Annotated in this window: 10 protein-coding genes; 6 read left to right on the plus strand and 4 right to left on the minus strand. The window is 64.9% G+C overall.

Annotated features, from left to right (window positions below):
* Nucleotides 1-45: 45 nt before the first annotated feature.
* The 4 genes from AB6809_RS08100 to AB6809_RS08115 form a co-directional block, all read right to left on the minus strand.
* A complete protein-coding gene (locus AB6809_RS08100; protein ID WP_371026301.1) occupies nucleotides 46-3,012 on the minus strand; it encodes a winged helix-turn-helix domain-containing protein in 2,967 nt (988 codons plus the stop codon).
* A 202-nt stretch (nucleotides 3,013-3,214) separates the two neighbouring features.
* Nucleotides 3,215-4,195: a helix-turn-helix transcriptional regulator gene (locus AB6809_RS08105; protein ID WP_371026303.1), complete on the minus strand. Its 981-nt coding sequence runs from the start codon at nucleotides 4,193-4,195 to the stop codon at nucleotides 3,215-3,217.
* 418 nt (nucleotides 4,196-4,613) lie between these two features.
* On the minus strand, nucleotides 4,614-5,435 hold the full coding sequence (locus AB6809_RS08110) for an alpha/beta fold hydrolase (protein WP_371026304.1): 822 nt from the start codon (nucleotides 5,433-5,435) through the stop codon (nucleotides 4,614-4,616).
* A gap of 347 nt (nucleotides 5,436-5,782) precedes the next feature.
* Complete coding sequence (locus AB6809_RS08115) at nucleotides 5,783-6,301, minus strand: Dps family protein (RefSeq protein ID WP_371026305.1); 519 nt, start codon at nucleotides 6,299-6,301, stop codon at nucleotides 5,783-5,785.
* Nucleotides 6,302-6,596: 295 nt separating this feature from the next.
* Between AB6809_RS08115 and AB6809_RS08120 the strand changes: the two genes are divergently transcribed.
* From AB6809_RS08120 to AB6809_RS08145, 6 genes are all read left to right on the plus strand, one after another.
* Complete coding sequence (locus tag AB6809_RS08120; protein WP_371026306.1) at nucleotides 6,597-8,468, plus strand: amidohydrolase; 1,872 nt, start codon at nucleotides 6,597-6,599, stop codon at nucleotides 8,466-8,468.
* A gap of 72 nt (nucleotides 8,469-8,540) precedes the next feature.
* The gene (locus AB6809_RS08125) at nucleotides 8,541-10,010 is read left to right on the plus strand and encodes a mechanosensitive ion channel domain-containing protein (RefSeq protein ID WP_371026307.1); all 1,470 of its coding nucleotides are present in this window, start codon (nucleotides 8,541-8,543) and stop codon (nucleotides 10,008-10,010) included.
* Nucleotides 10,011-10,233: 223 nt separating this feature from the next.
* Nucleotides 10,234-10,875, plus strand: a complete 642-nt coding sequence (locus AB6809_RS08130; RefSeq protein ID WP_371026308.1) for a phosphohydrolase — start codon at nucleotides 10,234-10,236, stop codon at nucleotides 10,873-10,875.
* A gap of 24 nt (nucleotides 10,876-10,899) precedes the next feature.
* Nucleotides 10,900-11,151 (plus strand): DUF1427 family protein, encoded by a 252-nt coding sequence (locus AB6809_RS08135; RefSeq protein WP_371026309.1) that lies wholly within the window; start codon nucleotides 10,900-10,902, stop codon nucleotides 11,149-11,151.
* A 93-nt stretch (nucleotides 11,152-11,244) separates the two neighbouring features.
* Nucleotides 11,245-12,213: a VOC family protein gene (locus AB6809_RS08140; RefSeq protein WP_371026443.1), complete on the plus strand. Its 969-nt coding sequence runs from the start codon at nucleotides 11,245-11,247 to the stop codon at nucleotides 12,211-12,213.
* Nucleotides 12,203-13,816 (plus strand): alginate export family protein, encoded by a 1,614-nt coding sequence (locus AB6809_RS08145; RefSeq protein WP_371026310.1) that lies wholly within the window; start codon nucleotides 12,203-12,205, stop codon nucleotides 13,814-13,816. The genes AB6809_RS08140 and AB6809_RS08145 overlap by 11 nt, the downstream gene beginning before the upstream one ends.
* The last annotated feature ends 3 nt before the right edge of the window (nucleotides 13,817-13,819 follow it).

Genomic DNA, 13,819 nt, shown 5'->3' on the forward strand with positions numbered 1-13,819 from the left:
CGGATGGCGTAATAAATCCGCGCTCGGGGCTTGCGCGACGCCAATCTAATCGACGCGCGCGAGGCTCGCGTTCGGTTTGCGCGCGGCTTTGCGACGACCATCCAGCGGTGCCGGACTTGTCAGCATCGCCGACGCAGTGCTCACCGTGCGTTCCGCTCCACGCATCGTGCTGAGCGTGTCGAACAGCGCACGCACATCGGCGGCATTCGACGGCGCGTCGAAACACAGCGCGAGGCGCTCGAGCATGTGCAGCGCGTGCGAATGGCGCTCCGCGTCGCGAGATTCTTCACGCCACAACGCGGCCAGCGACAGCGACGCGCGCAGCTCCCACATTGTCGCGCCTTGCCTGCGGGCCATTTGTATGGCCGTGGTGAAATGCGCTTCGGCGTCGGCGGATCGGCGTCGTGCGCGCGCGGCGATACCGAGCACGCGCCACAGTTCAGGGACGAACATCATCTCGCCGTTGTTCTCGCAGAACTGCAACGTGTCGTTGAGCCGGCGCACCGCTTCGTCGATTCGTCCTGCTGCAACGAGCGCTTCCGCATAGGCCGCGATGAACAGCGTGATGAGCCGGCGAAAGCCGCGCGCGATCAGCGCGTCGAGCGAACTCTCCAGCAATGCGACGCCTCGTTGCAGTTGGCCGTCGAGAATGTCGCGATGCGCGGACAAACAGTTGCAGTAGTCGCGCCACACGTCGAGCCCATGCAGCGCCACCTGCGAGCGCATGATGTCCAGATACACGGCGGCGCGGCCGAGGTCGCCGCACATCAGCGAGAGCGGGGCGGCCGAAGCGCCGAGCGTGTGCGTGAGCGACGGCTCCATGATGTCGGGCCGCACGAGGCCGACGAGCGTGTCGACGAGCCGCATCGCCTCGCCGCAATGTCCCTCGAGCCATGCAATGCGCGCGAGCGTGCCATTGCAGTAGACGAGCGGATCGACGGCAATCGTGTTGTCGCGCTGTCCGCTGTATTCGAGCTCGGCGAAGCGGTTTCTCGTGCGAAGCAGTTCGGCCTTGGCCTCCGCATGGCGGCCGAGGCAATGCTGCGAAATGGCGGCGATCTGATCGGCCAACGTTTCCTGCCAGGCGTTCTCGCGTTGCTGCGCGAGCTGCCGCAAGCGCACTGCGAATTCCGCCGATGCGTGGATGTTGCCGCTTGAAATCATCGTGGTCCACAGGCCCCACAGCGCGCGCGCGTGGTACGCGTCGTCGGCGCGTTCCGTTGCGAGCGCATAGACCTTGCGCCACAATTGCTCGGCTTTCGAGACCGAGCCGCGCACATGCGGCAGCGCCGAGGCCAACGCCGCGCGCACGCGCATTTCGTCGCGTGCATCGATGCTCGCGGCGGGCAGTGCGTCGAGCATGTCGACGGCGCGCGTCGCGCGTTCGCAGCATTCCGCGATCATGCCGCCGTCGAGCAGCGCAGCCGACAGCGTCGATGCCAACTCGACGCCGAGTTGCACGTCGCCGTCGGGCGAGAACGCCCAGTCGTACGCATGGCGCGCGTCGTCGAGCGTGTGTTTGAGTGCGGCGGCGAGTGCGGCGGCGCTGTCCGCGTTGCCGCGCACGGTTTGCGCGGTGTGCGTGATGAAGCACTGCGACAGATAGCGCGCGTGGCGCACCGCGAGTTCCTGGCGCTCGCCTTCGGCTTGCAGCTTGTCGAGCGCGTATGCGCGGGTCGATTCCGACAACCGGTAGCGCGCGACCGGCCCGTCGAACTCCACATTCACGAGCGACTTTGCGAGCAGTTCGCTGATCGCGATGATCGCATCGGCGACCGTCAGCGACGCATCGCATGCGACCGCGCACATCGCTTCGAAGGTAAACACGCCGCCGAACACCGCGCTTCGCCTGAACAGCGCCTGCGACTTCGCGTCGAGCAGCGCGAAGCTCCAGTCGAAGGTCGCGCGCAAGGTCTGGTGACGCGGCAACGCAGTGCGATAGCCGCCCGCGAGTATCGCGAGGCGATCGTCGAGCCGTTGATACACGCCGACCACGCCGAGCGTCACGACGCGCGCGGCCGCCAGTTCGAGCGCGAGCGGAATGCCGTCGAGCCGCCGGCAGATTTCGCCGACGAGCCGCAGCTCGGCGCTGTCCGTGGCCACCTCGCGCTGCATCGAGTTGGCGCGCAGCAGAAACAGATTGACGGCGGAGCGCCGCAGGATGTCGGCATCGGCGCTGCCGGGCTGCGGCACGTCGAGCGGCTCGACGCGAAACACCGCTTCCGCCATGATCCGCAGCGGCTCGCGGCTCGTTACGAGCATGCGCAAATCCGCGTTGACGGCGGCCAATACTTCGACGGCTTCGGCGACGTGCTCGATCACGTGCTCCGCATTGTCGAGCACGAGCAGACGGCGGCCGGCGAGCGCAGAAGCGATTTGCGCGAGGCCCGGCGTTGCGTGTTCGACCGGCAGTCCGCAAGCTTGCGCGATGGCGGCGAGCACCTCGTCGCGCGTGCCGAGCGTCGCGAGTTCGACGAACCAGACGGGCTCCGTGAAGGGCTCAGTGACATCTGCCGCGGCCTGGCGCGCGGCTTCGACGGCGAGACTCGTCTTGCCGATGCCGCCCGCGCCGACGAGCGTCAGCACGCGCGTATGGGCCAGCATCGAGCGGATCTGGACGACGTCCGCTTCGCGCCCGACCAGTTGCATGCGCAACGGCGGAAGCGGGCGTCCGACCGGCGCGCATTGTGCCTCTGGCGAAAGCGCCGCCACGCTCGCCACGCGGTGCCGCTGCACGAGCTGATAGCCGCGGCCAGGCACGGTCAGGATCAGGTCGCGGTCGGCGCCGAGAATCTTGCGCAACGCGGACAGATGAACCTGGATATTGTTTTCCTCGACGATGGTGTTCGGCCACACGGCGTCCATCAACTCGTCCTTGGTGACGAGGCGACCGCCGGCCTTGACGACCATCGCGAGAATGTCGAAGGCGCGCGAGCCGAGCGGCACACGTTCGCCGTCGCACCATAAGGTGCGCAGTTCCAGATCGATTTGAAAGCGGCCTAGTTCAATCATGTCGTTTTCAATTTCCGGACAACGGGCTGAGGGAAAAACGTGCAGGCGGTAGGGCAGAAATTACCGCGTCCGCGCCTCGGCGTCTTGTCGGTTAGTGCGATGCTTTGTAGGAAAGTCTCGCGATGGCGAGCGCAGACGGCTGTCATGCCGGCGGGGCGTTGCGTGCGGCGTGTGGCGCGTGACGTGCGGCGCCTGACGTGCCTTAACGCCCAGCCTGTCGACGCCAATGTCCAGGGGGCGTGCCGACCAGTTGCGAGAATGTGCGCGTGAAATGGCTCTGATCCGAAAACCCACAGGCCATGGCGATGTCGGACAGCGAACGGTCCGATCGTTTCAGAAGTTCGCGCGCCTGTTCGACGCGCCGCTCGAGCAGCCATTGATGCGGCGTGCGCTGCGTGGTCTCGCGAAACGCGCGAATGAAGTAACTGCGCGACAGATTGCACGCGCCCGCGATCTCTTCAATGGAGACATTGCCCTGCGATCTGGCGAGCAGCATCTCCTTCGCGCGCGCTTCCTGCAAGGGCGAAAGACGGCGGCTCGCCTGACCCGGTCCACGCGCGGGCTCGCCATATCGATCGAGCAGATGCGTGCCGATGGTCACGCCGAGTTGTTCGACGAAAAGCGGGCTCGCGTTGTTCTGTGCGTCGAGCGTGAGCGCGAGCACCTGGGCGAGATGGCCGAGCACCGGGTCCTTGTGTCCCGCGACGGTCGCGATGCGTGCGAGGCCGCGGCCGCGTTCATGGCAGGTGTCGCTGACGAACGCGCGCGACAGTTCGATCAGCACGAAGTCGAAGCCGCCCAGCAGTTCGGCGCGATAGTCGTCGGCGAGATCGCGCACGTACACCGAGTCGCGCTCGAACTCATGCGTGGTCCACCGATGCTGCGAGTGGATGCGCCGCCGATGTCCCGTTCTCAGCGATACGCCGATCAGAAAGCCGCGGCCCGAGCCGTCCATGACGACCGGGTTCGTGTCGCTGCCGAGCGTGCATTTGCGATAGAACCTGAACTCGCCGGTATCGAGTTCGCGGTCGTGCTGCAAGCGGCTCGACAGACAGCCGAGCGAATCCTCGCGAGCCGCGGTGGCAGACCCTGTGGCAGAAGCGATGGCAGAAGCGGTGGAAGAAGCCCCAGTGGAAGAAGCCCCAGTGGAAGAAGCGGCGGATGCAAGCCTATCGTTGAGCATGGTCGTTACCCCTGTTCGTCGCAGCGCCCGACTGCATGCCGTTAATTTACTCGGAAATAATTAAATGTAAGTGAATTGTCATTATGCCGGGTTTTCCGGCGAATTGGGGATGGCGGCTCATTCGCCATATGCACAAACAATAGGCAAAAAGCGCGATAAGAAGGGCGAGAGCCGCGCCGGGACTGGCTTTGCGCGCAGGAGCGGGATGACGGACGCCCGGCGGCAATTGATATTGTGATTTCTTTAGACGTAATGCCGCAATGGAGCGCGTGTCAAAATTCCGCGCCAACAACAGTCATGTATTTTAAGTGCATCTATTAATCGGCAAGGCGCGCTTTGCAGCCACGAAGAGGCGCGGCGCCGCTGCAATCGCGGCCCCGCGCCTCAGCCATTAACGGCATTAACGGCATTAACAGCATCAGCTCTGCAGGAACTCCAGCAGATCGGCATTCACCTTATCCGCGTGCGTCGAGCACATGCCATGCGGCGCGCCGGCATACACCTTCAGCGTCGCGTTCTTCACCAGCTTGGCCGACAGTCGCGCCGCGCCGTCGATCGGCACGATCTGGTCGTCGTCGCCGTGAAGGATCAGCGTGGGCATGTCCATCTTCTTCAGGTCGGGCGTGTAGTCGACCTCGGAGAACTGCTTGATGCATTCATACTGGCCTTTGATCGAGCCGAGCATGCCTTCGCGCCAGAACTCGTCGATCAGGCCTTGCGACACTTTCGCGTTCGGCCGGTTGAAACCGTAGAAGGGCACCGCGAGGTCCTTGTAGAGCTGCGAGCGGTTCGCCGCCACGTTCGCGCGAATGCCGTCGAACACGGACATCGGCAGGCCGTTCGGATGCGCTTCGGTCTTGACCATGATCGGCGGCACTGCGCCGATCAGCACGGCCTTCGCGACGCGCGCGCTGCCGTGGCGGCCGATATAGTGAGCGATTTCGCCGCCGCCCGTCGAATGGCCGACGAGCGTCGCTTCCTTCAGATCGAGCGCGTCGATCACCGCCGCCAGATCGTCCGCGTAGATGTCCATGTCGTTGCCATGCGACGGCTGGTCCGAGCGGCCGTGGCCGCGGCGGTCATGAGCGATCACACGATAACCCTTCTGCACGAGGAACAGCATCTGCGGGTCCCAGGCGTCCGCGTCGAGCGGCCAGCCGTGCGAGAACACGACGGGCTTACCGGTGCCCCAGTCCTTGAAAAAAATCCGCGTGCCGTCTTTCGTCGTGACCGTGTTCATGCTGTGTCGCTCTCCGTGATGTGAGTGAGATGAGTTGCCCGCATGGCTCGCGCCGCCGGCCGATGCCGCGGCCATCGCGGCGCCGGGCGCGGCAAACGCGGCAACGGCCGCGCTTGCGCCCGCTGCGAGCAACTGGCGGCGATTTGCCGATGGAACTGCGGATGAGTTAGCCAAATTATTCTCCGTACCTGTGACGTTGTTGTGTGCCGCTTTCAATGCTACGGGCGCGCATAGTCGCCGTACTTCAGATTGCTTAATTGTTGTTAACCTCGTGTTGTTAACCTCGTGTTGTTAACCTCGTGTTGTTAAGCGCGTGTCGTTAAGCCCGTGTCGCCCGCCGCGCCTCATCACGCATGTCGTCCCGACTCGAACAGGAACCACACGCGCTGTTCGGCTTCGTCGATCCAGTTTTCGAGCAGGCTTGCCGTCGCGACATCGCCATATTCGTCGCACAGCGAATGCGTTTCGCGCATATAGCCGGCAAGCGCCAGGTTGTCCTCGCGCAACTCGGCGAGCATGTCGTCGGGCGTGACGAACTCGGCGTCGTTATCGGCGATGCGCTGCAGCTTCGTGATGTGTCCCGCCGAGCGCAGCGTCTTTCCGCCGATCTTGCGCGCGCGCTCCGCGATGGGATCGGTGGTCGCGTAGATCTGGTCCGACTGTTCGTCGAGCAGCAGGTGATAGTCGCGGAAGTACGGGCCGGACATATGCCAGTGGAAGTTCTTCGTCTTCAGATAGAGCGCGAACACGTCGGCGAGCAGCGTGGTCAACGCGGCGGCGATGTCGCGCGTCGCGTCTTCGCTGAGGCGGGTCGGCGTCTTCAGCGGCGCCGCGCGATGCGCTGCGGCCTCTTTGATGTCTTTCATGGCGATTCCTTTTTAAAGGCGAGTGAGCAGCGGGTCGAACGTGTCGAAGCATTCGGTTTACCGCGCTGCCAGTGTAAAAACGCCGCCCGCAAAAAGTCCTGCAAAAAAGATGAAAAGTTCTGAGGCGCATCACCGTCTCGCCACGCCTCGCCGGACAGTTCTTTTAAGAACTATTAAGGGCTTGCACAAGGACTCGGCAAAACCCCGCCGATAGACTGCCTCCCAGTTCGACTCGCCATGAGTGCGAGCCCCGCACTCATCCCAGTCTGCCTGTCCTTTCCCACTGGAGCCCGTCATGTCCCAGGACCCGTCAACCGGATTCACCCCGGCCGAAGTCGTTTTCTTCAACGGCAAAATCGCGACGCAGGACGACAAGCGCTCGTTCGCGGATTCGCTTGCCGTCGCGAACGGCCGTGTGATCGCCGCAGGTTCGCGCGATGCCGTGATGCGTCACGTGAACGACGCCACCCGCCATGTCGATCTGAAAGGCCGCACGGTCATTCCGGGTCTCAACGATTCGCATCTGCACATCATTCGCGGCGGTCTGAACTTCAACATGGAACTGCGTTGGGACGGCGTGCCGTCGCTCGCCGATGCACTCGACATGCTGCGCAAGCAGGTCGCACGCACGCCGGCGCCGCAATGGGTTCGCGTGGTCGGCGGCTGGAACGAATTCCAGTTCGCCGAGCGGCGCGGCCCCACGCTCGAGGAAATCAACGCGATCGCGCCGGATACGCCCGTGTTCATCCTGCATCTGTACGACAGCGCGCTGCTGAACGCGGCGGCGCTGCGCGCGGTCGGCTACACGAAGGACACGCCCAATCCGCCGGGCGGCGAGATTCAACGCGACAAGCGCGGCAATCCGACCGGCATGCTGATCGCGCGGCCCAACGCCGGGCTGCTGTATGCGACGCTCGCGAAGGGTCCGAAGCTCGCGCTGGAAGACCAGCGCAATTCGACGCGCCACTTCATGCGCGAACTGAACCGCCTCGGCGTGACGAGCGCGATCGATGCGGGCGGCGGCTATCAGGCCTATCCCGACGACTACGCGGTCATCATGGAGATGGCCACGCGCAATGAACTGACCGTGCGCATCGCGTACAACCTCTTCACGCAGAACGCGAAGAAAGAGATTGAGGACTTTGCGAAGTGGGTGAAGATGACGAAGCCCGGCGAGGGCGACGACTTCCTGCGCGTGAACGGCGCCGGCGAAATGCTGGTGTTTTCCGCAGCCGACTTCGAAGACTTCCTGGAGCCGCGGCCCGATTTGCCCGACACGCTCGAAGTCGAACTCGAGGCGGTGGTGAGACTGCTGGTCGCGAACCGCTGGCCGTTCCGTCTGCATGCCACGTATAACGAGTCGATCGAGCGCTTCCTGAATGTGTTCGAGCGCGTGAACGCCGACATTCCGTTTAACGGCCTGCGCTGGTTCTTCGACCATTGCGAAACGATCACGCAGAAGAACATCGAGCGGGTGCGCGCGCTCGGCGGCGGCATCGCCATTCAGCATCGGATGGCGTATCAGGGCGAGTACTTCATCCAGCAGTACGGCGAAGAAGCGGTCAAGCACACGCCGCCGATCCGCCAGATGCTCGACGCGGGTCTGCCGGTCGGCGCGGGCACGGACGCGACGCGCGTCGCCAGTTTCAATCCGTTCGTGTCGCTTTACTGGATGGTGTCGGGCAAGACGGTCGGCGGCACGGCGATGTATTCGAGCGCGAACAAGCTCGACCGCATGGAAGCACTGCGCCGCTACACGGTGGGCAGCGCGTGGTTCTCGAACGAAGACGACCGCAAGGGCGCACTGATGCCGGGGCACTTCGCGGACTTCGCGGTGCTGAGCGACGACTACTTCAGCGTCGACGAAACCAGCATCAAGTACCTCGAATCGGTGATGACGGTCGTGGGCGGCAAGGTCGTCTATGCGGCCGACGAGTTCGCGCCGCTCGCACCGCCCGACCTGCCGGTGAGCCCGTCGTGGTCGCCGGTCGCCGAGTTCGGCGGCTACAGCCGTTATAAGCCGACCGCGGTGGCCTGCGTGGACGGCTGCGTGAATCTGTGCGGCGTGCACGCGCATGCACACGGCTGGGCGTGGCGCAAGAACGTGCCCGTTAGCGATTCGAACGGCTTCTGGGGCGCGCTCGGCTGCAGTTGCTTCGCGTTCTGACGCGCGGCGCACGCACCAGGCACTTGATGTTGCGCCCGGCTCTTTAATACATCGTCGCAAGCGGGAACCCTCATGCCGACTCTGACCGATGGCGTGCTCTATGGGCTCGGCATTCTGGTTCTCGACTTCCTCGCGTGGCGCTTCATGGGCCGGCGCAGCGAGCAGGCGCGGCTCGCGTTGCGCGCGCTGATGTTCGGGCTGTCCAGCTACGTGCTGTTTAGCCACGGGATGAATCCGCTGCGTGAGGCGCCGTGGTCCGCGGAACCGGTGCGCCATCTGCTCGCGCAGATTCTCGAGGTCGTGTGGTGGCTGCAAGGCGCGCGGCTTGTCACCGTCGTGCTCGACCGGATGGTGTTGCCCGACACCTGGCACAAGGAGCGTCTCTTTCAGGACGTGCTCGGCGCGCTGGTGTTTCTCGCGGCCGCGGTCGGCGCGATAGCGTTCGTGCTGCAACTGCCGGTGCGCGGGCTGCTCGCCACTTCGGGAGCGGTCGCCGTGGTGCTGGGTCTCGCGATCCAGAGCACGCTGAACGACGTGTTCTCCGGCATCGTGCTCAATGCGACGCAGCCGTTTCGCATCGGCGACTGGATCACCATCGGCGAAGTGGAAGGCCGGGTCGTGGAGAGCAACTGGCGCGCGACGAGCCTGCTCAACTCGCAGGGCAACATCGTCGTGATTCCGAATAGCGTGGCGGCACGCACGAACATCGTCAATGCGAATCAGCCGATGCACACGCACGGCGTGAGCGTGGTGCTGCCGGTCAAGCCGTCGGTTCGTCCCGCGACGGTTTTGCAGGCGCTGATGCACGCCGCGGCGAGTTCGCCGGAAGTGCTGACCGAGCCCAAGCCGCTGGTGAGCGTGAAGCGCGCGACCAACGACGCGATCGAGTACGAGATCGTTTGTTATGTCGACGCGTGGACCAAGAAGATCGGCGTGCGCAACGACCTTTACGACCTCGCGCACCGGCATCTGCTATCGCGCGGTGTGGTGTTGCGGCCGTTGTCGGTGGCCGAACCCATAGGCGAGCCCGCCGACGAAAAGCAGCGACTGCTGCGCAACGTGCTGATCTTCCAGACGCTCGACGACGATGAAATCGCCGAGCTTGCCGCGCAATTGACGCCGCACGAGTTCGACGCCGACGACACCATCTACAGCGCCGCCGACGAGGGCGGCCACGAGCTGCATATTCTCGCGCGCGGCGTCGCGAAAGCGGTCGTGACAAAAGAGGGCGTCGAGGTCGAGTTGCGCAGGCTCGCGCCAGGCGACTCGGTCGGCCAGTCCGGAATACTCGCCGGTGTCAGAACCGGCGTGATCGTGCGCGCACTGACGCGGGCCACGGTGTTCCGGCTCGACAAGGACGCGCTGACACCGATCCTCGCGCGGCGGCCGGACGTGGCGCGCGAAATGTGCCGGCTGCTTTCCGTCCATCACGAAAGCGAAAAGATGCTGCTCGCGCCGTCCGCGAATACCGATGCGGGCAGCGGCGGTTTGCTGCAATGGATTCGCGACGGCGTGCGGCGTTTTCACGAACTCGCGCTGTGAGCGCGGGTGTGCGTGTGAACGTGCGCTTGCGCTTATTCCCGCTTCAGGCTTTTTAAGTTTGCGCCAAGGCTTTTATCGGCGGCAATCGTTACGCTGTTCAAGGCTCGGTCGATGGCCTGCCGATGGCAGCCTTTCGCGTGTTCGCAGGAATCGCGCGAGGACTACGGCCCGATGAAGAGGCCCGCGCGGAGGCCCGTGCGATGCGCTACGTGGAGGAGATGAGATGAACAGGACCATAGCGGGCATCGCGATGCCGGACAGTGCGATGGCCCGCGGGGCAACCGAGCGGGTCCGCGCGACGGAATCGGCGCTGATGTTCCATCACGCGCAGCGGGCGTTTCTATTCGGCGCGTTGACCGGCTATCGCGAGAACCTGGTGTTCGACATCGAACTGCTGTACGTGGGCGCGATGTTTCATAACGTGGGCCTGAATACCGTGCATCGCGGATCGTCGTGCCGCTACGAGGTCGATAGCGCGAACGCGGCGCGCGACTTCATGCGCGAGCACAAGGCCGCGGCGAGTGCGATCGACGAAGTCTGGCTGGCGGTCGCGTTGCATACGACGCCGGGCATTCCCGAGCATCTCGCGCCGCTCGCGGCGTTGCTTGCCGCGGGTGTGCAAATGGACGTGCGCGGCGCGTGCTACGACGAATTCGCCCCGCAGCAGCGCGACGAAATCGTCGAGGCGTGTCCGCGGGAAGCGGGCTTCAAGAAGCGGATTCTCGAGGAATACGCGCGCGGCATGGAGTTTCGTCCGCATACGACGTTCGGCACCGTGAACGCCGACGTACTGGACCGGTGGGACCCGAACTACCGGCGTCTGAATTTTTGCGGGCTGGTGCTCGGTTCGGAATGGCCGAACTGAGCATGGCCCCGATAGGAGATTGACATGGGCTACATCATTTCTTTGGGCGTCGGCTTCGGCGTCGGACTGCTCTACTGGCTGCTCAAGGTGCAGTCGCCGGCACCGCCGTTGATCGCGCTCGCCGGCCTGCTCGGCATGGTGCTCGGCGAACACGCGATCCCTGTCGTGAAGGGCCAGCTCTTCACGCCGAGCGCGGCGGTCCAGAGCGCGCCGCCCGCAGCGGATGGCGCCGCGCAAAAACCGGCCGCGCCGGGCGCCGCGAAAGAGGGCGGTTGATTCCAAGTTAGTGCGCAGTTGATTCCCACGTTAGTGCAGCGATTCCTCCGCTCCATTGCACACGCATTTTTCCAACACGATCAGGTCATGCATATGCTCCATTCGCTCCAGCGTCTTCGTCCTCTCGCGGCGGTGTCCGCCGCACTGCTCATCGGCCTGACCGGCCTCACGCCGTTCACGTCCGCATTCGCCGATGCGGGTCCGCCCGAAGTCGCGAGCGCGAAGACCGCGCTTGCCGCGCGTCATCCCGATGTGTCGGTCGGTCCGCAATACGACACGACGCACGTGTATGTCGCTTCCGCGGATCTCGATGCGTTCGTCAACAGCTTCATCGCGACGTTCGGCGGCAAGGCGTCGCCGCGCGCGGTCTTCACCGTCACGCCGACGCCGAGCCGCACCGCTTCGCAATATGTGCAGACGCCGGTGGGCATGCTCTCGGTGTTCGGCTTCGAAACGCCGGTGCCGTATCCGTTCGGCAATGAACGCACCGGCTACCTCGTTACCAATATCGATCAGGCCGTGAAGGCCGCGCGCGCGGCGGGCGCGGACGTGCTCGTCGACAGCTTCGACGATCCGATCGGCAAGGACGCGATCATCCAGTGGCCGGGCGGTCTGACGATGCAGCTCTACTGGCACACCAAGGCGCCCAACTATGCGCCGCTGCAAAGCGTGCCGGATAACCGCGTGTACGTGTCGCGCTACGAGGCCGACGACTTCGTGCGCCGCTGGCTGCACTTTTCGCACGGCAAGGTGCTGTCGGATAATCCGCGCGCCGATGGCGGCGTGATCGGCCGTCCGGGCGAAACGATCCGCGAGATTCGCATCGCTTCGGGCTTTGGCCGCATGGTCGTGTTCGTCACCGACGGCAAGCTGCCGTTCCCGTTTGGCCGCGACACCACCGGCTATGCCGTCGACGATGTCGCGCAGACGCTGCAACGCGCGCAAGCGGCCGGCGCGAAGGTGCTGTATGCGCCGTACGCGTCCAATGGCAGCGCGGCGGGCAAGACCGCGATGCTTGAGTTCCCGGGCGGATATATCGCCGAAGTGCACGATGGCCGCTAAAGCGACCGCGATGCAGATGACGCAGACGATGCAGGCTACATCGGCGGCGAGTTCACGCAAGGTGGAGGCGACGGCGCGTGCTCGAACGGCGCGCCGTACCGCGCTGCGCGCGTGGCTTTTCGCCACGAGCGTGACGACGGGACTGGCGACGGGTCTGACTGCCGCAACGCCGGCTTTTGCCGTGGAGAGCGCATCGGGCAGCGCCGCGAATACGGCGAGCGCCACCAACACCGCCCTCGGCAGCGCCGACGACACAGCCCTCGTCAGCGCTCCCGCCACAAGCACGTCATGCACGCGCCCAGCCGTGATGTTCAACCGCTGGCAGGAAAACTGGTCGGCGCTCGCGAATCCGTGCGTCCCGAAGCGTCCGTTCGATTCGCTGAAATACATCCCGCTGTTCGGCAATCCCGATGCGTATGTGTCGCTCGGCGTGGTGCTGCGCGAGCGGCTCGAAACCAACGACGCGCCGCTCTTCGGTCTCGGCTCGGGGCATGCCGACACGTATCTGCTGCAACGCCTCGAAGTGCATGCGGACGTGCGCCTCGGTCCTCACGTGCAGATCTTCACGCAACTCGAGGACGCGCATCCCTACGGCAAGAACACGGTCTCGCCAGTCGACAAGAATCCGCTCGACTTGCGTCAGGCGTTTGTCGCCATCGTGGAGCCGCTCGGGCCCGGCGTGATCAAGTTCCGCGTCGGCCGCCAGGAGATGGCGTTCGACTTGCAGCGCTTCATCTCCGTGCGCGACGGCCCGAACGTGCGCCAGGCGTACGACGCGATCTGGGCCGACTACGAGACCGGTCCGTGGCGCTGGATCGCCTACGCGACGCAGCCGGTCCAGTACCGCGACAACAGCGATTTCGACGACGTCTCGAACCGGCATCTCACGTTCAGCGGCGTGCGCGTGGAGCGCCAGGGCGTCGGTCCCGGCGACGTGTCCGCGTATTACTCGCGCTACAACCGCAGCAACGCGCGCTTTCTCGACGCGACCGGCGACGAGCATCGCGACGTGTTCGACGCGCGCTATGCGGGCAAGCTCGGTCACGTCGACTGGGACGTCGAGGGCATGTATCAGTCAGGGCATGTGGGCACGAAGACGATCGGCGCATGGGCGGTCGGTTCGCTCGCCGGCTACACGTTCGCGTCCGCGCCGTGGACGCCGCGCGTCGGCATCCAGGTCGATGCGGCATCGGGCGACAACCATCCGGGCGACGGCCGCGTCGGCACCTTCAATCCGCTGTTTCCGAACGGCTACTACTTCGCGCTCGCCGGCTACACCGGCTACGCGAACCTGATCCACGTGAAGCCCTCGCTCGTCGTCAAGCCGACCAGCAAGCTCTCGCTGCTCGCGGGCGTCGGTCTGCAATGGCGCGAGACCACCGCCGACGCGGTCTATCAGCAAGGCTCCGCGGTGGTGCCGGGCACGGCGGGACGCGGCAGCCGATGGACCGGTTTCTATACGCAACTGCGCGCCGACTGGGCCGTCACCGCGAATCTCGCGGCGGCGCTCGAAGCCGTGCATTTTCAGGTGGGACCGTCGCTGCGCGAACTCGGCGCGCGCAATGCCGACTATGTCGGCGCCGAGCTGAAGTTCGGCTGGTAGGTA

Origin of the sequence: Paraburkholderia sp. RCC_158 (assembly GCF_041355255.1) — a bacterium.
GTDB classification, from domain to species: Bacteria; Pseudomonadota; Gammaproteobacteria; order Burkholderiales; family Burkholderiaceae; genus Paraburkholderia; species Paraburkholderia graminis.

Bases quoted from the DNA above. Each gene is read 5' to 3' on its own strand.
- AB6809_RS08100 (WP_371026301.1), bottom strand. From the start codon at position 3,012: ATGATTGAACTAGGCCGCTTTCAAATCGATCTGGAACTGCGCACCTTA.
- AB6809_RS08105 (WP_371026303.1), bottom strand. From the start codon at position 4,195: ATGCTCAACGATAGGCTTGCATCCGCCGCTTCTTCCACTGGGGCTTCT.
- AB6809_RS08110 (WP_371026304.1), bottom strand. From the start codon at position 5,435: ATGAACACGGTCACGACGAAAGACGGCACGCGGATTTTTTTCAAGGAC.
- AB6809_RS08115 (WP_371026305.1), bottom strand. From the start codon at position 6,301: ATGAAAGACATCAAAGAGGCCGCAGCGCATCGCGCGGCGCCGCTGAAG.
- AB6809_RS08120 (WP_371026306.1), top strand. From the start codon at position 6,597: ATGTCCCAGGACCCGTCAACCGGATTCACCCCGGCCGAAGTCGTTTTC.
- AB6809_RS08125 (WP_371026307.1), top strand. From the start codon at position 8,541: ATGCCGACTCTGACCGATGGCGTGCTCTATGGGCTCGGCATTCTGGTT.
- AB6809_RS08130 (WP_371026308.1), top strand. From the start codon at position 10,234: ATGAACAGGACCATAGCGGGCATCGCGATGCCGGACAGTGCGATGGCC.
- AB6809_RS08135 (WP_371026309.1), top strand. From the start codon at position 10,900: ATGGGCTACATCATTTCTTTGGGCGTCGGCTTCGGCGTCGGACTGCTC.
- AB6809_RS08140 (WP_371026443.1), top strand. From the start codon at position 11,245: ATGCTCCATTCGCTCCAGCGTCTTCGTCCTCTCGCGGCGGTGTCCGCC.
- AB6809_RS08145 (WP_371026310.1), top strand. From the start codon at position 12,203: ATGGCCGCTAAAGCGACCGCGATGCAGATGACGCAGACGATGCAGGCT.